This window comes from Nocardia carnea (genome assembly GCF_029868325.1).
In the GTDB taxonomy this organism is placed as follows: Bacteria; Actinomycetota; Actinomycetes; order Mycobacteriales; family Mycobacteriaceae; genus Nocardia; species Nocardia carnea_C.
Window position 1 is genome coordinate 1 of the sequence record NZ_JARWNW010000051.1, and the last position, 19,724, is coordinate 19,724.

Here is a 19,724-nt window from a genome sequence, read left to right on the forward strand (position 1 = left end):
GCCGGGATCGGGTGGCCGTCGGTCCCGGTACGGACAAGATGATCAGCCGGGATCGGGTGGCCGTCGGTCCCGGTACGGACAAGATGATCAGCCGGGATCGGGTGGCCGTCGGTCCCGGTACGGACAAGATGATCAGCCGGGGTCGGGTGGCCGTCGGTTCCGGTGCGAACAGGCGTCACCCGGAGATCGGGCCGCGGACCCGTGGGGATGCCCCGGATCCGGGCGCAGGCGCGACACCGCTCACCGGCCGGCTCCCGGAACCGCGCGACATCGGCACCTGCGGTCCCGGGCGGGCAGGCGGTGCGTCCGCTGCCGCCTGCTCTCTACGGTGACTGCTGACCAACCGGCGTCCAGTCCTGGGCACCGGACTCGGCGGGTAGTCGGACCCCCACAGCCTCCTGCGGTGCTATCCGTCGGCACTGGTACTTCCGCAACGAAACAACGGCCCGGTCGAATCGACCGGGCCGTTGCTGTCGTCCAAGGCGGCACCTACTCCGCGAAGACCGCTTTGCGTTTGCCGAGCATGGCGGCGGCGCCTTCGAAGAAATCGGGCGATTGCAGCAGTTCCACCTGTCCGGCCTTCTCGTCGGCCAGTGCGGTGTCCAACGCGGCCAGTGTGGCGCGATTGAGGGCCTTCTTGGTGAGTTCCAGCGCCCGGCGCGGGCCGTGGCCGATCTTCTCGGCGGCGGCCTCGACGGCGGCGTCGAGTTCCTCGGTGGTGGCCAGGACATCGGTGAACAGTCCCTCGGCCCGGGCGGCGGGAGCGGGGAGGCGTTCGCCGAGCAGTGCCAGGCGCGCCGCCAGTGGACGGCCTGCGGCCGCGGCGACCAGGGCCGCGGCGCCGCCGTCGGGCATCAGGCCGATATTGATGAAGGCCAGCAGCAGGTAGGAGTCGGCTTCGGCGTAGACCAGGTCGGCGGCCAGTGCGATACCGACACCGACACCGGCGGCCGCGCCGCGGATCCGGGAGATCACGGGGACCGGCATATCCACAATGGCGCGGACGAGGCGGTTCGCCGCATCCATCACCATTTCCGGGGTGACTCCGCGGGCACCTTCTTCGGCGCTGGCGGCCAGATCGGCGCCGGTGCAGAAATCGCTACCCTCGCCGGTGAGCACCACGACCCGGACGGATGTGTCCTGGGCCGCGGCGAGGAAGGTATCGCCGAGGGCGACCAGGCTGTCGTAGTCGAGGGCGTTCTTGCGTTTGGGTTTGGTGAGCGTCACCCGCAGCACCCGGCCGTCGTGCACCGCGGAGAAACCCGCCGGCTGTGTGGTGGGGGAATCTGTGTTGACCATCTGTGCTCCATCGGGTGCTGTCCGGTGCCGACCGGCTGGCGAATACCGGTTAACATTGCGAATTGTGGTTAACTTAGGTTGACTTGTCGGGCGCTGTCAACACCGGCGGCGCCGCCGAGGCGAACGGAGAATGCATGGTCGCGGAGAGCAGCCGGGTGGACCCGGTGCGCATTCGTCCGGCCGACCGTGGCAACGGCCAGGGCGGGCGGCGGCGCCCCAAGGACCGCAAGGTGCAGATCATGCGCGCGGCAGCCCGCGCGTTCAGCGAGCGCGGCTATTACCCGGTCGGCGTGGACGAGATCGCGGCCGAGGTGGGGATCTCCGGTCCGGCGCTGTACCGCCATTTCGCCAATAAATACGCGCTGCTGGTGGCCGCGGCCGAAGAAGGTGCCCGGCAACTTCTGGACGCCGCGCGTGGGGCGGGCGAACCCGGCGCGACCCCGGAACAGCATCTGGACGCCCTGATCCGCGCGGTGGCCGAACACACCATCGAGATCCGCCGCGAGGCCGGCCTGTACCGCTGGGAAGGCCGCTACCTGGAGCAGCCCGACCGCGCCCGGATCCGTACCCTCTACAACGAGATCAACCGGACCTTCGCCGGGCCGATCGAGAAGTTGCGACCGGATGCGCCACCGGAGGACGTCGCATTGCTGGCGGCCGCGGTGCTCAGTGTGATCGGCAGTATCTCGGCGCATCGCACCGCCCTGTCCAGCGCCAAACTGCTGCCGCTGCTGTGTGATATGGCGTGGGCGATCGTGCGTACCGAACTCCCACCCGCACCCGGTCCCGGTGAAGCGGATCCGCAGCCGCGCGGTCTACCGGTGACCTCCAAACGGGAACAGTTGCTCACCGAGGCGATCCGGATCTTCGGCCGCCGCGGCTATCACGAGGCCAGTATCGAGGAGATCGGCGCCGCCGTCGGTATCAATGCCTCCAGTGTCTACCGGTACTTCAGCAGTAAATCCGATCTGCTGGCCGCGGCGTTCCACCGCACCGGCGACCGGCTGGCGTTCGCGATCACCGAAGCGCTGGCGGAGGCCAGTGGTCGCGCGGACGCGGTGAACAAGATCGCCGACCGGTATGTGCGGCTCAGTTTCGCCATGCCGGAGATCATGCCGGTGTACTACGCGGAATTTCCGAACCTGCCGCAGGCCGAACAGCACAAACTGCGCGCGATCCAGCGGCAGAACGTGCACGAATGGGCGAACCTGCTCGACGACGACCCGACCGAGGCGCGCTTCCGGGTGCATTCCGCGATCGGTCAGGTGATCGATGTGGGCCGGTTGATCCGCTTCGATTCCCGCCCGCAGCAGATGGCCAGGTTGCACGCTCTGATGATGGCTACGCTGCTCGGTTCGCAATCACGCTGAACCGTACCGGCGTCCGGCCCCGGAGGGCGGGCGCTCATCCGTGCCGGAACCGGAAAACGGCGCGTGCGAAGCGCAGTCGCCGGGCGTTCCGGTAGAAGCTGGACAGTCCCAGCGCTTCTCCGTAGCGGTTCCGGGCGATGGACAGGGTCCGGCTGAATTCGCGCAGGCCCAGATCGCCGTGGCTGTGGCCCTGCCCGTACTCGCCCACACCGCCGAACGGTAGCGCCGGGATACTCGCGTAGGTGGTGGCGGTATTGACCGTGACCACGCCCGCCCGCAATCGTTCGGCATAGATTTCGACCCCGGCGATATCGCGGGTGAACACCGAGACCGCGATACCGCGACCGGCATCGTTGATCCGGCTCACGGCATCGTCGAGATCGCGCACCTTGTTCACGATGAGGACCGGGCCGATGCCCTCCTCGGTGATGGCGATGCTCTCCTCCGGGACATCGGCCAGGACGATGGGTTCGACGTAGGGCTCCCGAATCGAATCCAGGCCGCCGACGACCGCTCGGCCGCCCCGGGCGAGGGCGTCGCGGACCTGTTTACGCACCACCTCGGTCTGCGATTCCAGAATCATCGGGCCGTAGGACGACCGGCGGTCGGCGCCGGGACGCAGCGCCCGCGCCCGGTCCACGACCAGATCGAGGAACTGGTCGTATATCGACGCCGCGACATAGGCGCGCTGGACCCCGGTCGCGTTCTGGCCCGCATTGGCCATGGCGCCGAACACCGCCGCCTCGGCGGCATCCTCGATTTTCGCGTCGACGTGCACGATCATGGCGCCTTTGCCGGAGTTCTCCACCACGACCGGGGTCATGGTCTGTGCGCACAGTGAGATCACCTCCCGGCCCGGCGCCTCGGGACCTGCGTAGGCGATCTTGTCGACACCGGCGCGGCACAGCGCGGCAGCGGTGGAATCGTCGCCGGTGACCGCCGTCAGCACCGGTTTGTCCGGCGCGACCTCCCGCCAGGTCGAAGCCAGCCACAAACCGGTACCGCTGGTGAGTTCATGGGGTTTGAAAACCACAGCGTTACCGGCGGCCATGGCATACGCGATGGACCCCATCGGCGTGAAAACCGGGTTCTGCCAGGGGCCCAGCACGCCCACCACGCCCAGCGGCAGATAGCCGACCGACGCGTGCTGGTTGCGGGTGAGCCAATTCGACGCCAGTGTGCGCCGGCCCAGTACCCGGCCCGCGTTGCGCGCGGCCCAGTCGAGGTTCTCCACCGCGAGCATCACCTCGATCGCGGCATCGGCCTCGGGTTTACCGGTTTCCTCGCGCAGAATCTCCACCAATTGTGCTGCGCGGCGAGCGATAACGCGTTTCCACTCCAGAAGCAGTCGTTTGCGTGGGCCGAAACCCGCTGTCGACCACCAGCTCTCGGCCGCGCGGGCGTCGGATACGGCACGTTGGAGTTCGCCCGGCCCGGCGATGTTGTAGTTGCCGACGATCTCTCCGGTGCGGGGATCGTAGGAGGTGAGCACGCTCGGTCGGCCGGATCCTCCCGAACGCGCCGCCACCTCGGGCTGCGCGGTATCGGCCATGCACGTCAGATTATGGTGGTGGCGGCCACGCCGACAAGGCACGTGCACTGCCCGTGCGCTGTCAATGCACCGCCGACCAGGCGTGATAGTCAGCCCAAACGCTGCTGTGACCAAACGCACAGTTGGTCCGGATGTGGTTTCGGGGTACCGGCGGCGACCGGGCTGCCGAAACGGCGATCGGTAACATCGCGACCGGCGCCGGGGATCATCCAGCGGGATACCGATGCGCCGGTCCGCCCCACCGCCCCATCCGGCCGATAGTGGAGAGTTGATGCCGAGTTCGAATGATGCCGGGACAGCCGCCCGCAACGTTGTCTCTCCGGCCGCGCCGGATGGTGCGTCCGCCGAGCCGGCCGAGAGCGCCGTGGCCCGGCCGGACAATCCGCCCACGGAGGCAAACGGGACGGCCCCCCGGATGCCCGGCCCCGGCGCGACCGCTGGTGCGGCGACGGTCGAAGTCGACGGAATCACCAAATCGTTCGGTGAGGTCCACGCGCTGCGGGGGGTGAGCTTCACCGCCGAGCGGGGCACCGTACTCGGCATCCTCGGCCCCAACGGTGCCGGTAAGACCACCACCGTCAAAATCCTCTCGACCCTGCTGCGGCCGGACGCCGGACAAGCGATCGTAGCCGGTCACGATGTCCGGCGGGATCCGGCGGCGGTGCGCCGTTCGATCATGATGACCGGCCAGTACGCGGCCCTGGACCTGAACCTGTCGGGCCGGGAGAACCTCGAACTGTTCGGCCGGTTGATGGGCCTGAGCAAATCGGCGGCGCGCAAACGCGCGGATACCCTGCTCGCCGAATTCGATCTCGTCGCCGCCGGCCGCCGCCCGGTGCACCAGTATTCCGGTGGGATGCGACGCCGGGTGGATATCGCCTGCGGGCTGGTGGTCCGGCCGGAAGTGGTATTCCTCGACGAACCGACCACCGGTCTCGACCCGCGCAGCCGGCAGGGCGTCTGGGAGCTGGTGAACGCGCTGAAGGAACAGGGCATCACCGTTCTGCTGACCACCCAGTACCTGGAAGAAGCCGATGTGCTGTCGGACAACATCATCGTGATCGACAAAGGCACGGTGATCGCCGAAGGCACTGCCGACGAGCTCAAGGAGAAGACGGGCGGCAGCTACTGCGAAATCGTGCCGCTGGATCCCGCCGAGGTACGTCGCGCCGCCGCCGCCCTGGGGGATCTCGTCCCGTCCGCGGTCGCCGCCGATCTCGACGGTTCCGAACGGCTGTCCATTCCTGCGCCGGAGGGCGCCGCAACACTCGCCGAAGCATTGCGCCGACTGGATGCCGCCGAGATCAGGCTCGCCGATATCGGGCTGCGGCGCCCCTCCCTCGACGATGTCTTCCTGTCCATCACCGGCCACACCGGCACCGAGCGGCCGGGTGAGCCCATATGAGCGCGCCCGCCCTCGACCGCACCGGGCTCTTCGCCGCCGAACTACCGCGCACGCACGTCTCGTACTTCGCGCAGTGGCGGGCACTCACCGGCCGGATCGTCTGGACCATGATCAGCAAAGGTGAGTTGATCGGCGCGATCCTCACGCCGCTCGTCTTCACCGTCGGCTTCTATCTACCGCTGCGCCTGGTGATGCAGTTCCAGGGCATCGACTACGCGCAGTTCGTCATGCCCATCGTCGTCCTGCAGACCATGGCGTTCACCATGATGTCGAACGCGCAATTGGCGGCCTTCGAGGCGCGCACCGGATTCACCACCCGGTTGCAGACCATGCCGATCGGCCTGCTGGTGCCGTTGACCTCGCGGATCGCGGCCGGACTCGTCCGATCCGTCGTTTCGCTGACCGCCGCGCTGATCTACGGGCACATCATCGGATTCGAATTCACCGCCGGGTGGGGCCAAACCATCGGATTCTGTGCCTTCGCGCTCGCTGTCGGCACCATGCTGGCCGTCGGCGCCGACGGTCTGGGCAGCCTGACCAAGAGCCCGCAGGCGCTGAGCCAGGCGCTGACCCTGCCGACCTTGATCTTCGGCATGATGTCCTGCGGTTTCGTCCCGGAAACCCAGTTCCCCGAATGGGTCCAGCCGTTCGTCCGTAATCAACCCATCACCCAGTTCGCCTATGCCCTGCGCGATATGGCGGGCGACGGCGTGAGCTGGGAGGTGCTGCGGGTCGGGTTGATCTGGCTGATCGCCGGGGCGGTGCTGTTCGTCCCGTTCGCGGTCTGGGCGAGTGTGAGGCGAGCATGAGCATTGTCGATACCCCCGCGGGCCGCGAACGTTTCGCGCCGACGGCCGCCGCGATCGACCTGCCGAAGGTCGCCACCCGCGCCGAGAACTCGCCGGCGGCGTGGGCCGTCCACAGCTGGCTCGAATGCAAACGGCTGCTGACCGCCTGGCTGCGCGATCCGTCGACCACCATTCAGACCATCGTGTACCCGGCGCTGACCCTGCTGATGTTCTGGATCGTCCTCGACGAATCCATTTCGAGTTTCTCCGGGAAACCCGCCGTCTACGGCACCGTCCCGATGATCACCCTGATCGCGGCGATGATCGGGGCCGTGGTGAGTGCCCTCGGCTTCAAGAACGAGAAGGCCACCGGGCTCCTCGGCCGGTTCTGGACCATGCCGATCCATCGTGCGGCCGGGCTCACCGGCCGGTTGCTGGCCGAGGCGATCCGGGTGCTGGTCACCACGCTGATCGTGATCGCGGTGGGTTTCTGTATCGGTTTCCGGTTCGAACAAGGGCCGTTGGCCGCGCTCGGGCTCATCGGGATCCCGATCCTGTTCGGTATCGGATTCGCGGTGTTCATCACCGCGATCGCCACCGTCACCGAAGGACCTCTGCTGGTGCAGCTGGTCGGGCTGCTCACCAACCTGCTGCTGTTCTTCAACTCCGGTTTCGTGCTGATCGAGGCCTACCCGACCTGGCTGCAGTCCACCGTGGAGAACCAGCCGATGAGTTGCGCCATCGAAGCGATGAAGGGGCTGTCCTACGGCGGCCCGGTCGCCGAACCGCTCATCGACACCCTGCTGTGGGTGGGCGGGGTCATCCTGATCTTCGGCTACCCGGCGGTCCGTGGTTACCGGAAGGCTTCGGAAACCAGCGGCTGAGTACTTCGCCGCCGCGGCGAGTACTGCGGGCCGCCATCGGAGCGGACAAAGCATCGGACCAGCCCGTGGGCACACTTCTGGCAGCCGCGTCGGCGACCGCTTCCGGCGTCGGCAGGGTGGTTCGGGGCTGCTGCTGTGCGCACGGTTGACGTTGATTCCGGCAGGTCGGCCGGATGGCTCCGCGGACCGCCGACTCTGCCGGGACTACCGCCGCGGCCGGCGCCGGCGTTACTCCCAGTAGTTGGTCGGTCCCGCTGGGGTTACTCCGGCTGTCGGCGGTTCTGCTCGGGATTACTTGCGGCTGTCGGCCGGCACCGCGGGGGCGAAGGGGTAGTCGACCCACCGGTTGCGGTTGGTCCAGCCGACGAGGTCGTAGCGCCAGCGGAACGGCCAGGTGTGGGCGACGGTATTGAACAGCACCGCCCCCAGGACGGCGTAGTCGTCGTGCGCCGACAGCAGGGCCCGCTGGCCGCGCGGGGAAGCGGAGAAGAAGGAATCGAACATGGCGACGGACTGCTCGGTGGTCAACCTGCCCAGCCCCCACAGTCCGCGCATCCGCATCCAATAGGTGAGGCGCGCCTGCCACGGCCACAACGCGGCGATCGGATCCTCGCCGCGCCCGATCGCGGCGACCGCGGTATCGGCCAGCGCGAACGAATCGGCCACGCTGTAGCCGGTGCACGGATGCATCATCCCGCCGCGGGAACCGAAGGGCACCACCCGCCCGACACCCTTGGCCGGCGGCGGCGTGTCCAGCGGATAGTGCGCGGCCTCGCTCGGCTCCTCCCCGGTCAGTTCGATACCGTGCGCGGCCAGCCGGTTGAGGGTGCGTTTACGCAGTTCGTGCTGCGGCATCCCGCCCCGCAACCCGAGGCTGGTCTCCTCGAAGATCACAGTGCCGTCGCCGAGCGGCACCGAGTACAGGAACGACGGCGGCTCGTCGGGTCCGGCGCCGTTCTCCGGCCGCCAGTCCAGCAGCAGCCCTTCGCCCTCGCGGACCATCGGCTCGGCGGTTTCGGCGGCGACGAAGATCCCGTGCGCGCTGGCCGTACGGCGGTCACCGGGCCCCGGCATACCGCGGGAGTCGACCACCACCGCCGCGCGGAGCACCGTGCCGTCGGCGAGTTCCACCTCGTGCGCATCCACCCGGGTCGCGCGCTGTGCGAACACCCGGGCGTCGTCCAGCGACAGCGCGTCCCGCAGCAGCGGTTTCGACAGCACGCAGTAGGGGCGTTCGATCCGGAGCTCGGAAGTGGTCCAGACGACCGGTGCCGGGATCCGGCTCGCGATCACGCTGTGCGGCAACCACTCCGGTAGTTCGTCGATCCAGCAGGAGAACGTCGGCGGCCACAGCCGGTCGGGGCGCGGATCCACGGCCGCCACCCGCAGCCCGGCGACGGTGGCGCGGTGGGCGAGAGCCCGGCCGGACGGGCCCAGCCCGACGACGCAGAGATCGAATTTGTCGGTACTGGCTGACATGTAACGCATTCAACGGCGTCCGGCGGGGGAGAGCAACTGCCTTGTCAGTTCTTGGGGGTCACCCACGTGGTGATGTCGGCGTGCACGACCTCGCGGCCGGTTTTGTCGTAGATGGATACGGGGACGGTCAGGTCGCGACCTTCGGTGATGTCGGCGAAGTCGGGGATCTCGGTGAGCTCGGCCACCGCGCGGAGGCCGGTGGTCGCTTTGGTCAGGTACTGGACCTGCATCGCCTTGGGGATCCAGCGGTGGGTGGTGGGGACCGTCGCCTCGCTCAGCATGCCCATGGCGATCTCCGCCAGGTTGCAGGCGGCGATGGCGTGGAAGGTGCCGAGGTGGTTGTGGACGCCGAACCATTTCGGGGCCTTGACCTCGCACCGGCCGGGTTCCAGCCGGATCACCCGGGGCAGGACCGTGGCGAAATACGGCACGCGGGCCACCATCGACAGGGAGAACAGGCCGTGGCCGACGGCATTGTCCGGCAGTTTGCGCCAGCCGCGGTAGGTACCGGTGAGGTTCGACATGCCGCTATCTTACTCATCGGTAAGATTGCGGTTCGGCGGTATGGCTGTCGCAGTGCCGGACCTCGGCCGACCCCGATTTGAAACGCCTCGGGGGCCTCATGCATACTGTTCGGGTTGCCTTGCCCCGGGTCGCCGTCGTTTCCATGAAATGGCACGGCTGGGCGGGGTGAGTAAAACCAGCGAGTACCTCACCGTATGCGGTGCGGGTACGTCCGGGACGAAGTTCCGCAGGCCACGATCGAAGTTTTCTTCCGGGGCCGAGGAATGAGCGGGAAGGCGACACGCCCGACCGCGTGGACCGGAGAACCATGACAGATGAACAGCGGCACGGACTGGGTTTTCCCTGGTCGTGGTCTCCGCCGTGTTGGTCTGGTGCCCAATCGGGGCCCTGCGTGATAACGCAGGCTGCCTCCTCCGGGCCCTGACCGATCGGGCACGGGACGTCATCGTGTGTTCGGGCTGTGCAAATGAAGGTGGTACGGACGCCCTAGCCGGTATCCGGATCACGGACGAAAGCGGAGAAAAGGACACTTAGCGTGGCGGGACAGAAGATCCGCATCAGGCTCAAGGCCTATGACCACGAGGCGATCGATGCGTCTGCGCGCAAGATCGTCGAAACGGTGACCCGCACCGGGGCCCGGGTCGTCGGGCCGGTGCCGTTGCCGACCGAGAAGAACGTGTACTGCGTCATCCGTTCGCCGCACAAGTACAAGGACTCGCGCGAGCACTTCGAGATGCGTACGCACAAGCGGCTGATCGACATCCTCGACCCGACGCCGAAGACGGTCGATGCCCTCATGCGCATCGACCTGCCGGCCAGCGTCGACGTCAATATCCAGTGACGGGGACTCTCGATATGACTGACAACAAGAGCAGGCCCGCGGCCGGCATCCTGGGCACCAAACTGGGCATGACCCAGGTGTTCGACGACAAGAACCGGGTCGTCCCGGTCACCGTCGTCAAGGCCGGACCGAACGTGGTCACCCAGATCCGCACCGTCGAGCGCGACGGCTACAGCGCCGTGCAGGTCGCCTTCGGCGCCATCGACCCCCGCAAGGTGAACAAGCCGGAATCCGGCCAGTTCGCCAAGGCCGGTGTCACGCCGCGCCGGCACGTCGCGGAGATCCGCGTCGCGGACGCGTCCACCTTCGAGGTCGGCCAGGAGATCTCGGCCGACGCGTTCGAAGAGGGCACCTACGTCGACGTCACCGGCACCAGCAAGGGCAAGGGCTTCGCCGGCACCATGAAGCGTCACGGCTTCCGCGGCCAGGGCGCCTCCCACGGTGCACAGGCCGTGCACCGCCGCCCGGGTTCCATCGGTGGCTGCGCCACCCCCGGCCGCGTGTTCAAGGGCATGCGCATGTCGGGTCGTATGGGTAACGACCGCGTCACCACGCAGAACCTGTCGGTTCACAAGGTGGACGCCGAGAACGGCCTGCTGCTGATCAAGGGAGCGATCCCGGGTCGCAAGGGCGGCGTCGTGATCGTCAAGAGCGCCGTGAAGGGTGGTGCGCACGCATGACCAGCCTCGAGAAGAAGGCCAACCTGACGCTGCCGGTCAAGGAACTCGGTGGCAAAACCAACGGCACCGTCGATCTCCCCGCCGAGATCTTCGATGTGACCGCGAATATCGCGCTGATGCACCAGGTGGTCGTGGCCCAGCAGGCCGCCGCCCGCCAGGGCACGCATTCCACCAAGACCCGCGGCGAGGTCCGCGGTGGTGGTAAGAAGCCGTACCGCCAGAAGGGCACCGGCCGCGCCCGCCAGGGTTCGACCCGCGCCCCGCAGTTCGCCGGCGGTGGCACCGTGCACGGCCCCAAGCCGCGCGACTACAGCCAGCGCACCCCCAAGAAGATGATCCAGGCCGCCCTGCGTGGTGCGCTGTCGGATCGGGCGCGCAGCGAGCGGATCCACGTGATCAGCGAGCTCGTCGCAGGCCAGGACCCCTCCACCAAGACCGCGAAGACCTTCCTGTCCGAGCTTTCGGACCGTAAGAAGTTCCTCCTGGTCGTCGGCCGCGAGGACGTCACCGCCTGGAAGAGTGCCCGCAACCTGGAATACGTGCACACCATCGCACCGGACCAGCTGAACACCTACGACGTGCTGGACAGCGACGAAGTCGTGTTCTCCGTCGAGGCGCTCAACGCCTTCGTGCACGGCCCGGCTGAGGCTGCACAGGAGGAGAGCAAGTGAGCACCATCGCCGATCCGCGCGACATCCTGCTGGCGCCGGTCATCTCGGAGAAGTCCTACGGCCTGATCGAGGAAGGCACCTACACCTTCCTGGTCCACCCGGACTCCAACAAGACCCAGATCAAGATCGCGGTCGAGAAGGTCTTCGGGGTGAAGGTCACCAGCGTCAACACCGCCAACCGTCAGGGCAAGCGCAAGCGGACCCGCTTCGGTTACGGCAAGCGCAAGGACACCAAGCGCGCGCTCGTGACCATCTCGGCCGACAGCAAGCCCATCGAGATCTTCGGAGGCCCGGTCGCGTAAGCGCCTGGGAGTCCAGAAAGCAGAGAAGAACTCATGGCAATCCGTAAGTACAAGCCGACTACCCCGGGCCGCCGCGGGTCGTCCGTCTCGGACTTCGCCGAGATCACCCGGTCGACCCCCGAGAAGTCGCTGGTCCGCCCGCTGACCAAGAGCGGTGGCCGTAACGGCCACGGCCGCATCACCACCCGCCATCGCGGTGGCGGTCACAAGCGTGCCTACCGGCTGATCGACTTCCGCCGGCACGACAAGGACGGTGTACCGGCCAAGGTCGCTCATATCGAGTACGACCCCAACCGCACCGCCAATATCGCGCTGCTGCACTACCTGGACGGCGAGAAGCGCTACATCATCGCCCCCCGGGGCGTGGTGCAGGGCACCAAGATCGAGTCCGGCCCGACCGCGGATATCAAGCCCGGCAACAACCTGCCGCTGCGCAATATCCCCACCGGTACCACCATCCACGCGGTGGAGCTGCGTCCCGGCGGCGGCGCCAAGATGGCCCGCTCGGCCGGTGCCAGCATCCAGCTGCTGGGTAAGGAAGGCCCCTACGCCACGCTGCGTATGCCCTCCGGTGAAATCCGCCGCGTCGACGTGCGCTGCCGCGCCACCGTCGGCGAGGTCGGCAACGCCGAACAGTCGAACATCAACTGGGGCAAGGCCGGCCGTATGCGCTGGAAGGGACGCCGTCCCACGGTCCGTGGTGTCGTCATGAACCCGGTCGACCACCCGCACGGCGGTGGTGAAGGCAAGACCTCCGGTGGTCGCCACCCGGTCTCGCCGTGGGGTCAGCCGGAAGGCCGCACCCGTAAGCCGAACCGTCCGAGCGACAAGCTCATCGTCCGTCGCCGTCGCACCGGCAAGAAGCGCTAAGGAGGAGGTAAGAAATGCCACGCAGCCTCAAGAAGGGCCCGTTCGTCGACGACCACCTCCAGGCGAAGGTGGACGTGCAGAACGACAAGGGCACCAAACAGGTCATCAAGACCTGGTCGCGTCGTTCGACCATCACCCCCGATTTCATCGGTCACACCTTCGCCGTCCACGACGGCCGTAAGCACGTGCCGGTGTTCGTCTCGGAGAACATGGTCGGGCACAAGCTCGGTGAGTTCGCGCCGACGAGGACGTTCCGTAGCCACGTGAAAGAAGATCGGAAGAGCAAGCGGCGATGAGCACAGAAACGCAGAATCCGACTGCGCGCGCGACCGCCAAGCACGTGCGCGTGACCCCGATGAAGGCTCGCCGGGTCGTGGACCTGGTCCGCGGCAAGCGCGTCTCCGATGCGCTCGACCTGCTGCGGTTCGCCCCGCAGGCCGCCAGCACCCCGGTTGCGAAAGTCGTGGCCAGCGCCGCGGCCAACGCCGAGAACAACCTCGGCCTCAACCCGGACACCCTGGTCATCTCGACGGCCTACGTCGACGAGGGCGCGACCATGAAACGGTTCCAGCCGCGGGCCCAGGGCCGGGCGTTCCGGATCCGCAAGCGCACCAGCCACATCACCATCGAGGTCGAGAGCGTCCCCACTGCCGGTGGCACTCGTGGCCGCCGGAAGGGAGGGGCAAAGTAAATGGGACAGAAGATCAACCCCCACGGCTTCCGCCTCGGTATCACCACCGACTGGAAGTCCCGTTGGTACGCCGATAAGCAGTACTCGGACTACGTCAAGGAAGACGTCGCCATCCGCAAGCTGCTGAGCACCGGCATGGAGCGGGCCGGCATCTCCAAGGTGGAGATCGAGCGCACCCGGGACCGGGTTCGCGTCGATATCCACACCGCGCGCCCCGGTATCGTCATCGGTCGCCGTGGCGCCGAGGCCGACCGGATCCGCGCCGCGCTGGAGAAGCTCACCAAGAAGCAGGTCCAGCTGAACATCCTCGAGGTCAAGAACCCCGAATCGGATGCGCAGCTGGTTGCTCAGGGTGTCGCCGAACAGCTGTCGAACCGTGTGGCGTTCCGTCGCGCGATGCGTAAGGCCATCCAGTCGGCCATGCGTTCGCCGAACGTCAAGGGCATCCGCGTGCAGTGCTCGGGCCGCCTCGGTGGCGCCGAAATGTCGCGCTCGGAGTTCTATCGCGAAGGCCGCGTCCCGCTGCACACCCTGCGTGCCGATATCGATTACGGCCTGTACGAGGCCAAGACCACCTTCGGTCGGATCGGTGTCAAGGTCTGGATCTACAAGGGCGATATCGTCGGCGGCAAGCGTGAGCTGCCCGCCACCAGCGCCCCGGCCGGCGATCGTCCGCGCCGGGAGCGGCCGAGCCGCCCGCGTCGTTCCGGTTCCTCCGGCACCACTGCGACCAGCACCGAGGCCGGGCGCGCCGCTACCGCGGTGGCCGAGCCCCCGGCAGAAAAGCAGGAGGGCTGACCCATGCTGATGCCCCGCAAGGTCAAGTTCCGTAAGCAGCATCACCCGAGCCGCAGCGGTCTCTCCAAGGGCGGCACCTCGGTGGCGTTCGGTGAGTTCGGCATCCAGGCTCTGGAGCCGGCGTACGTGACCAACCGGCAGATCGAGTCCGCGCGTATCGCGATGACCCGCCACATCAAGCGTGGCGGCAAGATCTGGATCAACATCTACCCGGATCGCCCGCTCACCAAGAAGCCGGCCGAAACCCGTATGGGTTCCGGTAAGGGTTCGCCGGAGTGGTGGGTCGCGAACGTCAAGCCCGGTCGCGTGATGTTCGAGATGAGTTACCCCAACGAGGAGATCGCTCGTGAGGCCCTGCGCCGCGCGATGCACAAGCTCCCGATGAAGTGCAGGATCGTGACGAGGGAGGAGCAGTTCTGATGGCTACCGGTACTCCGGCCGCAGAGCTCCGCGAGCTGACCGAGGACGAGCTCGTTCAGCGCCTGCGTGACTCGAAGGAAGAGCTGTTCAACCTGCGCTTCCAGATGGCGACGGGTCAGTTGACCAATAATCGCCGGCTGCGTGTGGTGCGTCACGAGATCGCGCGTATCTACACGGTCATGCGTGAGCGTGAGCTCGGTTTGGCCACCGGACCCGCTGACAAGGGAGATGCGGCATGAGCGAGAAAGAGCAGGAGCAGCGCGGCCGCCGCAAGGTTCGGGTCGGTTACGTTGTCTCCGACAAGATGAACAAGACGATCGTCGTGGAGCTGGAAGACCGTAACCGGCATGCTCTCTACGGCAAGATCATCCGCACCACCTCCAAGGTGAAGGCGCACGACGAGAACGAGGTCGCCGGTGTCGGCGACCGCGTGCAGCTGATGGAGACCCGGCCCACGTCGGCCACCAAGCGGTGGCGGCTGGTCGAGGTCCTGGAGAAGGCCAAGTAAGGTCCTCTTCTCGGCTGTCGAGTCGATAAACGTAAGGCCCGCTTCCCATTCCGGGAGGCGGGCCTTCGTCGTGCTCGGTGTTCGATTGATTCCGGTCCCAGCCTTCACCGGTCGTCGGGATGAGTCACCGGGACCACTGTGACGAGGCCGTCGAGCGCGCTGAAGTCTTTCGGGTTCACCGTGTAGAGCGGGATGCGGTGGGCCGAGGCGATCGCGGCGATCATCAGGTCGATTCGGCGCGGCCTAGGATTGCGCCCTGCTTGTAGGCTGGCGGCCACCAGGTGTCCGTAGCGGCGGCCGGCTGCCGTGTCGAAGGGGAGCGGATCGAAGTGCGCTTCGGCATTCTGGAGTCTTTCGATGCGTTCGGCGCGTTCGAACGGGTCGTCGGTGTAGTGCGGTCCCGCCGCGAGTTCGGCCATGGTGATCGTGCTGACCGAAATCTCGTCGGGAAGTTCTTCGGGGATCAAGCGACTGACATCTGAGACCAGCCCAACTGCTACGTGCTTGCTACACAAATGCTACAGGTGCCTCTTGGTGGTATACCGCCACCTCATCGTTGCTATCGGGCGGTTGGAGCGGTGCTTCGCCGATACTGCTCACCCCAGGATTCGAGTAGTCCGGCCACCGGTCGCAGGTTCTCGCCGATCTCGGTGAGGTCGTATTCCACCTTCGGTGGCACCTCGGCGTAGACGGTGCGGCGGATCACCCCGTCGGCTTCGAGTTCGCGGAGTTGGCGGGTGAGCATGCGCTGGGTGATGGTGGGCATGGCGCGGCGTAGTTCGCCGAAGCGCATGGTGCCGTCGAAGAGGTGGTTGACGATGGCCATCTTCCATTTGCCGCCGACCACTTCCATTGCGGCTTCGATGGTGCAGTAATCCGGTGTGTTCTCGATCATGTGGGTTCGCTCGGCATGCATATGACCTCCATTGGTATACCGAATGTGCCTACGACACATAAAAGACCGTACTTGTAGGGATTGCCGGTAGCGCGGAATCTGGTCCCGAACCAGTTGCCCAGTGTGTACGAGGAGATTCCCGTGACTGTCCATCCCGTCCTTTCCCCTGCACGAGTCGGCGATCTGCGGCTTCGCAACCGAGCCGCGGTGGCCCCGATGTCGCGGGTCAGTACCGCGGGCGACGGGGTGCCCACGGCGGCCATGGCCGAGTACTACGCGCGGTTCGCCGCGGGTGGATTCGGGCTGGTCATCACCGAGGGCACTTACACCGATGAGCGATTCAGTCAGGCATATCCCGATCAGCCCGGGATCGTGACCGCAGAACAAGTCGAGGGCTGGCGCCGGGTGGTCGAGGCCGTGCACGCAGCGGGCGGAAGTATCGCGCTGCAGTTGATGCACGCCGGAGCGCTTGTTCAGGGCAACCGGCACAGCGAACGGACGATCGCGCCGTCCGCAGTGCCGCCGAAGGGGGCCAAGATGTCGGCCTACGGTGGCGAAGGTCCGTTCGCGTTGCCCGATGCGGCCTCCCGGGCGGAGATCGGTGATCTCGTCCAGGGGTTCGCGTTCGCGGCCGGGCAGGCTCGGGCGGCCGGATTCGATGCGGTGGAGATCCACGGTGCCAACGGGTACCTGATCGATCAGTTCCTGACCGAATACACCAATCTGCGTGACGACGAATACGGCGGTGACGCTGCCGGGCGTGTGCGGTTCGCAGTAGAGGTGGTCGAGGCTGTACGGGCGGCGGTGGGAGCCGGGTTCCCCATCGGGTTGCGGCTCTCGCAGACCAAGGTGAACGATTTCGGTTACCGCTGGTCCGGGGCGGCGGAAGCCGAGACGATTTTCCGGGCGGTCGCTGCCGCGGGAATCGATTACCTGCACCTCGCCAGCGAGGGGCGGGACTGGTATGAGACCGCCACCTTGGATACCGGCGAAACGATCACGCGACTGGCCAGGAACGTCACCGGCCTTCCGATTCTGGCGAACGGTGGTATGCACGCGCCGGAACTGGCGCGGACGGTGCTCGACGAGGGCCATGCGGACGTGGTGACGCTCGGCCGGGGCGCACTGGCGAATCCGGATTGGCCGCAGGTGATCGCCGCGGGTGAGCGTCCCGCGGACTTCGATCGTGCGTTGCTGACTCCCGATGTGACGCTGGCAAGCCAGAAATCCTGGAACGCTCGCGTCATGGCGACCGCTGTGTGATCCGATAGCCGGGTGGCGACCATCGACGAAGCGGCGGGTCCCGCACGAGCGCGGCTGGCGGCCGGTGCGCTGTTCGTCCGGGATGACGACATACTCCTGGTGCACAAGACCTACGGGAACGGCTGGGATATCCCCGGGGGTTATCTGGAGCCGGGCGAGGCGCCGAGTATGGCGTGTCGTCGTGAGGTTCGGGAGGAACTCGGGATCGACCGGGCGCCCGGGAGGCTGTTGGTGCACGATTGGGCACCGAGTTCCGGTGAAGGCGACAAGATCCTCTATGTGTTCGACGGTGGCGAACTCGGCGCGGTCGCGGATTCGATCGTTCTCCAGGCAGCCGAGCTGGACCGGTGGGAATGGGTCGATATCGGCGTAGTCGGTGATTTCGTGGTGCCGAGGTTGGTTCGCCGGCTCCGCCGAGCACATGCCGCCAGGTCGAGCAGGGTGCCGGTTTATCTGGAACACGGTGAGCCGGTGCGGGTTTCGGACGGATTGCCTCGAACGTGAGGTGGAGTCGCGCGAGGCGAAGCGAAGGCTGTCGACCTGCTTCCGGACGATATCGGCGAGGACAGAGCGGCGGGCCGGCCGCACTGGCACCGGCTGTCCAGGACAGGACGGTCATGCGTGCGATGGCCGTTGCCGTGGCGGTCGAGGAATGTGAAATGTGATATAGGGGAGGGCGGTTGATCGAGTGGGGAGGGGTGGCGCTACGGTGTACGGGCTATGAGGGACGCTGCGACAACGATTTCGGGGGCCTGGCGGAGCGAGGACGGAACGGCGGTCGCCTTCCGTGATGCCGCAGTGGCCTGGGCTATGGCCGCTCATGAAGTGCTGGCGGAGACCGCGACGGAGTACGGGTACTTCGTCACGGTGCAGGAGCTGGCAGAGCGGGTACAGGAGATGTCGGGGGTGCGTACCGACGCACCGACCCGCACCTGGATGGACGCGATTCTGCGGAAGGTGGCCCGGCGCTGCCACAACGCGGGGGAGCCGCCGCTGACGGCGCTGTGCGTGAAGCGGAATCTGAAGGTGAGCGACAGCTACAAGTATGTGCTGGAGTTGGCCGCGCTGCCGGTGCCGGCCGATATCGAAACCCACGCCGCGTATGCCCGCTGGGCCTGCTATGCCGCGCACGGTGCCGATGTTCCCGCCGACGGTGGCACTCCGCCGCTGATTTCGCGGGGCGGGCCGGCCAAGCGTTCCAGTGGAGCTGTCGCGACCCGGCCGGCCCCGCCGAAAACCGAATCGCGGACGGTCGTGTGCAAGAGCTGTTTCATCCAGCTGCCCGCCACCGGTATCTGCGAGCACTGCTGACACCCATCGACCTGTCCGGCGGCGATCGGACGCCTGCGGTATCGAGCGTCGCTTTCGACGGCCAGGTGCGGACGTAGCCGCCCTGCCGTGGGAGCGAGTACTGGGCTTCCCGGCCCGCTGCGCGGATTCCCGATGCATTCGACGCAGTTGCCGACCGTGCAGGAGCAGGTATCGGAAGCCCGCCGCGGGTCCCGACCGGCGTCCGGCCCGGCGCGACCGAAGTACCGCACGCGGTCCCGCCGTCATCGACGGTCAGCTGCGGTCCGGAGTTGCGCAGTTCAGGCCAAGGTCGTATGCCAGAGGAAGGCGGCGGTGAGTGCACCGGCGCCGTTCACTGCCCAGTGCAACGCGATGGGGGCCAGTAGGCTGCCGCTGCGGTGGCGGAGCCAGGTGAATACGACTGCGGCGGCCGCGGTGGCGGCTACGGCCAGCAGGATTCCGGCGAGCTGGCCGAGCAGGCCGCCGCCGAGCACACCGGACAGGCCGCGGTTACCGGTGGTGAGGCCGAAGGACGAGGCGATATGCCAGAGGCCGAACAGTAGTGAACCGGCGGCGAAGACACCGCGGGCGCCCCATAGCCGGTCGAGTGTGCCGTGCAGTACTCCGCGGAAGGCGAGTTCTTCCGGGATCACGGTTTGCAGGGGGATGACGATCATCGAGGCGATGAGCGCGCCGGAGATCGTGGCGTAACGGTCGGCGAGGAAGAACGGCCGGGTCAGGGGGAGGGCGGCGCCGATGGCGACCGCGGCCAGCACCACCCCGACCGCGGCGAGAGCGTATTTGGTTCCGGTGCGCCAATGCCGTGGGGACAGGCCGAGCTCCGACCAGTGCATGCCCCGGCGCCGCATCAGCGCCAGCAGCACGAGGGCGGCGACCGGGACGCTGACGATATTGGCCCACGCCGTGGTGAAGTGGGCGATCAGGTTGGTGCAGACGAGTACCACCACCACGACCGCGACATCGATGTAAGCGTGGATTTTGTGCCGCGGAGCAGCCGTTTTCTCGGGAACCGGGTGGAGCATTCGGCCCAGTGTACGGATCGGCCGGAGGCACTCGCAGGGACGTGCCGGGCGACCGCGTTCACCCGGCGGGACCCCGGGAGCTCGATTAGCATATGCGGCGCGGCAAGGCCGCGAACTCGATCTGCCCAGTGGTACAACCAGCTGTTTCCG

At 67.1% G+C, this 19,724-nt stretch carries 26 protein-coding genes; 19 read left to right on the plus strand and 7 right to left on the minus strand.

Translation table 11 applies throughout. The features are described from left to right. A partial coding sequence (locus QH196_RS02545) for a hypothetical protein (protein WP_280414122.1) occupies window positions 1-332 on the plus strand: 332 nt, incomplete at its 5' end. 157 nt (window positions 333-489) lie between these two features. Here QH196_RS02545 and QH196_RS02550 read toward each other — a convergent pair. Continuing rightward, complete coding sequence (locus QH196_RS02550; protein ID WP_280414123.1) at window positions 490-1,299, minus strand: enoyl-CoA hydratase-related protein; 810 nt, start codon at window positions 1,297-1,299, stop codon at window positions 490-492. 134 nt (window positions 1,300-1,433) lie between these two features. On the opposite strand from QH196_RS02550, the gene QH196_RS02555 reads away from it, so the two are divergent. Beyond that, window positions 1,434-2,669, plus strand: a complete 1,236-nt coding sequence (locus QH196_RS02555; protein ID WP_280414124.1) for a TetR/AcrR family transcriptional regulator — start codon at window positions 1,434-1,436, stop codon at window positions 2,667-2,669. Window positions 2,670-2,703: 34 nt separating this feature from the next. Here the strand turns inward: QH196_RS02555 and QH196_RS02560 are convergent, their stop codons facing one another. Continuing rightward, on the minus strand, window positions 2,704-4,221 hold the full coding sequence (locus tag QH196_RS02560; protein WP_280414125.1) for an aldehyde dehydrogenase family protein: 1,518 nt from the start codon (window positions 4,219-4,221) through the stop codon (window positions 2,704-2,706). A 415-nt stretch (window positions 4,222-4,636) separates the two neighbouring features. Here QH196_RS02560 and QH196_RS02565 point away from each other — a divergent pair, with 415 nt between their 5' ends. From QH196_RS02565 to QH196_RS02575, 3 genes are read left to right on the plus strand one after another with little or no spacing between them, the layout of a single operon-like run. After that, the gene (locus QH196_RS02565; protein WP_280414154.1) at window positions 4,637-5,626 is read left to right on the plus strand and encodes an ATP-binding cassette domain-containing protein; all 990 of its coding nucleotides are present in this window, start codon (window positions 4,637-4,639) and stop codon (window positions 5,624-5,626) included. Continuing rightward, on the plus strand, window positions 5,623-6,435 hold the full coding sequence (locus tag QH196_RS02570) for an ABC transporter permease (RefSeq protein ID WP_280414126.1): 813 nt from the start codon (window positions 5,623-5,625) through the stop codon (window positions 6,433-6,435). Before QH196_RS02565 ends, QH196_RS02570 begins: the two co-directional genes overlap by 4 nt. After that, window positions 6,432-7,298, plus strand: a complete 867-nt coding sequence (locus QH196_RS02575) for an ABC transporter permease (protein WP_280414127.1) — start codon at window positions 6,432-6,434, stop codon at window positions 7,296-7,298. The genes QH196_RS02570 and QH196_RS02575 overlap by 4 nt, the downstream gene beginning before the upstream one ends. Before the next feature lie 291 nt (window positions 7,299-7,589). Here the strand turns inward: QH196_RS02575 and QH196_RS02580 are convergent, their stop codons facing one another. Both QH196_RS02580 and QH196_RS02585 read right to left on the minus strand, forming a co-directional pair. Then, entirely contained in the window at window positions 7,590-8,777 is a 1,188-nt protein-coding gene (locus QH196_RS02580; protein WP_432279421.1) for a lycopene cyclase family protein, read from the minus strand. A 44-nt stretch (window positions 8,778-8,821) separates the two neighbouring features. Next, window positions 8,822-9,301: a hotdog fold domain-containing protein gene (locus QH196_RS02585; RefSeq protein ID WP_280414129.1), complete on the minus strand. Its 480-nt coding sequence runs from the start codon at window positions 9,299-9,301 to the stop codon at window positions 8,822-8,824. 536 nt (window positions 9,302-9,837) lie between these two features. Here QH196_RS02585 and rpsJ point away from each other — a divergent pair. From rpsJ to rpsQ, 11 genes are read left to right on the plus strand one after another with little or no spacing between them, the layout of a single operon-like run. Beyond that, window positions 9,838-10,143: a 30S ribosomal protein S10 gene (gene rpsJ, locus QH196_RS02590; RefSeq protein WP_003938093.1), complete on the plus strand. Its 306-nt coding sequence runs from the start codon at window positions 9,838-9,840 to the stop codon at window positions 10,141-10,143. A gap of 14 nt (window positions 10,144-10,157) precedes the next feature. Beyond that, complete coding sequence (gene rplC / locus QH196_RS02595) at window positions 10,158-10,823, plus strand: 50S ribosomal protein L3 (protein ID WP_280397798.1); 666 nt, start codon at window positions 10,158-10,160, stop codon at window positions 10,821-10,823. Beyond that, window positions 10,820-11,494 carry a 50S ribosomal protein L4 gene (rplD, locus tag QH196_RS02600; RefSeq protein WP_280414130.1) on the plus strand — a complete coding sequence of 225 codons (675 nt, stop codon included), beginning with the start codon at window positions 10,820-10,822 and terminating at the stop codon, window positions 11,492-11,494. Before rplC ends, rplD begins: the two co-directional genes overlap by 4 nt. Continuing rightward, window positions 11,491-11,796 carry a 50S ribosomal protein L23 gene (rplW, locus tag QH196_RS02605; protein ID WP_019045018.1) on the plus strand — a complete coding sequence of 102 codons (306 nt, stop codon included), beginning with the start codon at window positions 11,491-11,493 and terminating at the stop codon, window positions 11,794-11,796. Before rplD ends, rplW begins: the two co-directional genes overlap by 4 nt. Before the next feature lie 33 nt (window positions 11,797-11,829). Further along, window positions 11,830-12,666: a 50S ribosomal protein L2 gene (rplB, locus tag QH196_RS02610; RefSeq protein WP_033244236.1), complete on the plus strand. Its 837-nt coding sequence runs from the start codon at window positions 11,830-11,832 to the stop codon at window positions 12,664-12,666. Window positions 12,667-12,680: 14 nt separating this feature from the next. Next, window positions 12,681-12,962, plus strand: a complete 282-nt coding sequence (rpsS, locus tag QH196_RS02615; protein WP_030522695.1) for a 30S ribosomal protein S19 — start codon at window positions 12,681-12,683, stop codon at window positions 12,960-12,962. Then, window positions 12,959-13,357 (plus strand): 50S ribosomal protein L22, encoded by a 399-nt coding sequence (gene rplV, locus QH196_RS02620; protein ID WP_033244237.1) that lies wholly within the window; start codon window positions 12,959-12,961, stop codon window positions 13,355-13,357. Before rpsS ends, rplV begins: the two co-directional genes overlap by 4 nt. Next, on the plus strand, window positions 13,358-14,155 hold the full coding sequence (gene rpsC, locus QH196_RS02625) for a 30S ribosomal protein S3 (protein WP_280414131.1): 798 nt from the start codon (window positions 13,358-13,360) through the stop codon (window positions 14,153-14,155). Window positions 14,156-14,158: 3 nt separating this feature from the next. Further along, the gene (gene rplP / locus QH196_RS02630) at window positions 14,159-14,575 is read left to right on the plus strand and encodes a 50S ribosomal protein L16 (protein ID WP_280414132.1); all 417 of its coding nucleotides are present in this window, start codon (window positions 14,159-14,161) and stop codon (window positions 14,573-14,575) included. Further along, entirely contained in the window at window positions 14,575-14,814 is a 240-nt protein-coding gene (rpmC, locus tag QH196_RS02635) for a 50S ribosomal protein L29 (RefSeq protein WP_033244240.1), read from the plus strand. The genes rplP and rpmC overlap by 1 nt, the downstream gene beginning before the upstream one ends. Next, complete coding sequence (gene rpsQ / locus QH196_RS02640; protein ID WP_195055382.1) at window positions 14,811-15,083, plus strand: 30S ribosomal protein S17; 273 nt, start codon at window positions 14,811-14,813, stop codon at window positions 15,081-15,083. Before rpmC ends, rpsQ begins: the two co-directional genes overlap by 4 nt. Before the next feature lie 104 nt (window positions 15,084-15,187). On the opposite strand, the gene QH196_RS02645 is transcribed toward rpsQ, so the two are convergent. Further along, window positions 15,188-15,598: a type II toxin-antitoxin system VapC family toxin gene (locus QH196_RS02645; RefSeq protein WP_348538040.1), complete on the minus strand. Its 411-nt coding sequence runs from the start codon at window positions 15,596-15,598 to the stop codon at window positions 15,188-15,190. Between the two features lie 44 nt (window positions 15,599-15,642). Next, window positions 15,643-15,999, minus strand: coding sequence for a winged helix-turn-helix transcriptional regulator (locus tag QH196_RS02650; RefSeq protein WP_280414134.1), 357 nt, complete (start codon window positions 15,997-15,999; stop codon window positions 15,643-15,645). Window positions 16,000-16,119: 120 nt separating this feature from the next. On the opposite strand from QH196_RS02650, the gene QH196_RS02655 reads away from it, so the two are divergent. The 3 genes from QH196_RS02655 (at window position 16,120) to QH196_RS02665 (ending at window position 18,552) form a co-directional block, all read left to right on the plus strand. After that, window positions 16,120-17,241, plus strand: a complete 1,122-nt coding sequence (locus QH196_RS02655) for an NADH:flavin oxidoreductase (RefSeq protein ID WP_280414135.1) — start codon at window positions 16,120-16,122, stop codon at window positions 17,239-17,241. A gap of 12 nt (window positions 17,242-17,253) precedes the next feature. Next, the gene (locus QH196_RS02660) at window positions 17,254-17,745 is read left to right on the plus strand and encodes an NUDIX hydrolase (RefSeq protein ID WP_280414136.1); all 492 of its coding nucleotides are present in this window, start codon (window positions 17,254-17,256) and stop codon (window positions 17,743-17,745) included. Between the two features lie 216 nt (window positions 17,746-17,961). Beyond that, window positions 17,962-18,552, plus strand: coding sequence for a hypothetical protein (locus QH196_RS02665; RefSeq protein ID WP_280414137.1), 591 nt, complete (start codon window positions 17,962-17,964; stop codon window positions 18,550-18,552). Window positions 18,553-18,830: 278 nt separating this feature from the next. Here the strand turns inward: QH196_RS02665 and QH196_RS02670 are convergent, their stop codons facing one another. After that, complete coding sequence (locus QH196_RS02670) at window positions 18,831-19,574, minus strand: CPBP family intramembrane glutamic endopeptidase (protein WP_280414138.1); 744 nt, start codon at window positions 19,572-19,574, stop codon at window positions 18,831-18,833. Window positions 19,575-19,724: the final 150 nt, after the last annotated feature.

What these genes read in the sequence shown, in the direction of transcription:
- QH196_RS02550 (WP_280414123.1), bottom strand. Translation starts at nt 1,299, where the DNA reads ATGGTCAACACAGATTCCCCCACCACACAGCCGGCGGGTTTCTCCGCG.
- QH196_RS02555 (WP_280414124.1), top strand. Translation starts at nt 1,434, where the DNA reads ATGGTCGCGGAGAGCAGCCGGGTGGACCCGGTGCGCATTCGTCCGGCC.
- QH196_RS02560 (WP_280414125.1), bottom strand. Translation starts at nt 4,221, where the DNA reads ATGGCCGATACCGCGCAGCCCGAGGTGGCGGCGCGTTCGGGAGGATCC.
- QH196_RS02565 (WP_280414154.1), top strand. Translation starts at nt 4,637, where the DNA reads ATGCCCGGCCCCGGCGCGACCGCTGGTGCGGCGACGGTCGAAGTCGAC.
- QH196_RS02570 (WP_280414126.1), top strand. Translation starts at nt 5,623, where the DNA reads ATGAGCGCGCCCGCCCTCGACCGCACCGGGCTCTTCGCCGCCGAACTA.
- QH196_RS02575 (WP_280414127.1), top strand. Translation starts at nt 6,432, where the DNA reads ATGAGCATTGTCGATACCCCCGCGGGCCGCGAACGTTTCGCGCCGACG.
- QH196_RS02580 (WP_432279421.1), bottom strand. Translation starts at nt 8,777, where the DNA reads ATGTCAGCCAGTACCGACAAATTCGATCTCTGCGTCGTCGGGCTGGGC.
- QH196_RS02585 (WP_280414129.1), bottom strand. Translation starts at nt 9,301, where the DNA reads ATGTCGAACCTCACCGGTACCTACCGCGGCTGGCGCAAACTGCCGGAC.
- rplC (WP_280397798.1), top strand. Translation starts at nt 10,158, where the DNA reads ATGACTGACAACAAGAGCAGGCCCGCGGCCGGCATCCTGGGCACCAAA.
- rplD (WP_280414130.1), top strand. Translation starts at nt 10,820, where the DNA reads ATGACCAGCCTCGAGAAGAAGGCCAACCTGACGCTGCCGGTCAAGGAA.
- rplB (WP_033244236.1), top strand. Translation starts at nt 11,830, where the DNA reads ATGGCAATCCGTAAGTACAAGCCGACTACCCCGGGCCGCCGCGGGTCG.
- rpsS (WP_030522695.1), top strand. Translation starts at nt 12,681, where the DNA reads ATGCCACGCAGCCTCAAGAAGGGCCCGTTCGTCGACGACCACCTCCAG.
- rplV (WP_033244237.1), top strand. Translation starts at nt 12,959, where the DNA reads ATGAGCACAGAAACGCAGAATCCGACTGCGCGCGCGACCGCCAAGCAC.
- rpsC (WP_280414131.1), top strand. Translation starts at nt 13,358, where the DNA reads ATGGGACAGAAGATCAACCCCCACGGCTTCCGCCTCGGTATCACCACC.
- rplP (WP_280414132.1), top strand. Translation starts at nt 14,159, where the DNA reads ATGCTGATGCCCCGCAAGGTCAAGTTCCGTAAGCAGCATCACCCGAGC.
- rpmC (WP_033244240.1), top strand. Translation starts at nt 14,575, where the DNA reads ATGGCTACCGGTACTCCGGCCGCAGAGCTCCGCGAGCTGACCGAGGAC.
- rpsQ (WP_195055382.1), top strand. Translation starts at nt 14,811, where the DNA reads ATGAGCGAGAAAGAGCAGGAGCAGCGCGGCCGCCGCAAGGTTCGGGTC.
- QH196_RS02650 (WP_280414134.1), bottom strand. Translation starts at nt 15,999, where the DNA reads ATGCATGCCGAGCGAACCCACATGATCGAGAACACACCGGATTACTGC.
- QH196_RS02665 (WP_280414137.1), top strand. Translation starts at nt 17,962, where the DNA reads ATGAGGGACGCTGCGACAACGATTTCGGGGGCCTGGCGGAGCGAGGAC.
- QH196_RS02670 (WP_280414138.1), bottom strand. Translation starts at nt 19,574, where the DNA reads ATGCTCCACCCGGTTCCCGAGAAAACGGCTGCTCCGCGGCACAAAATC.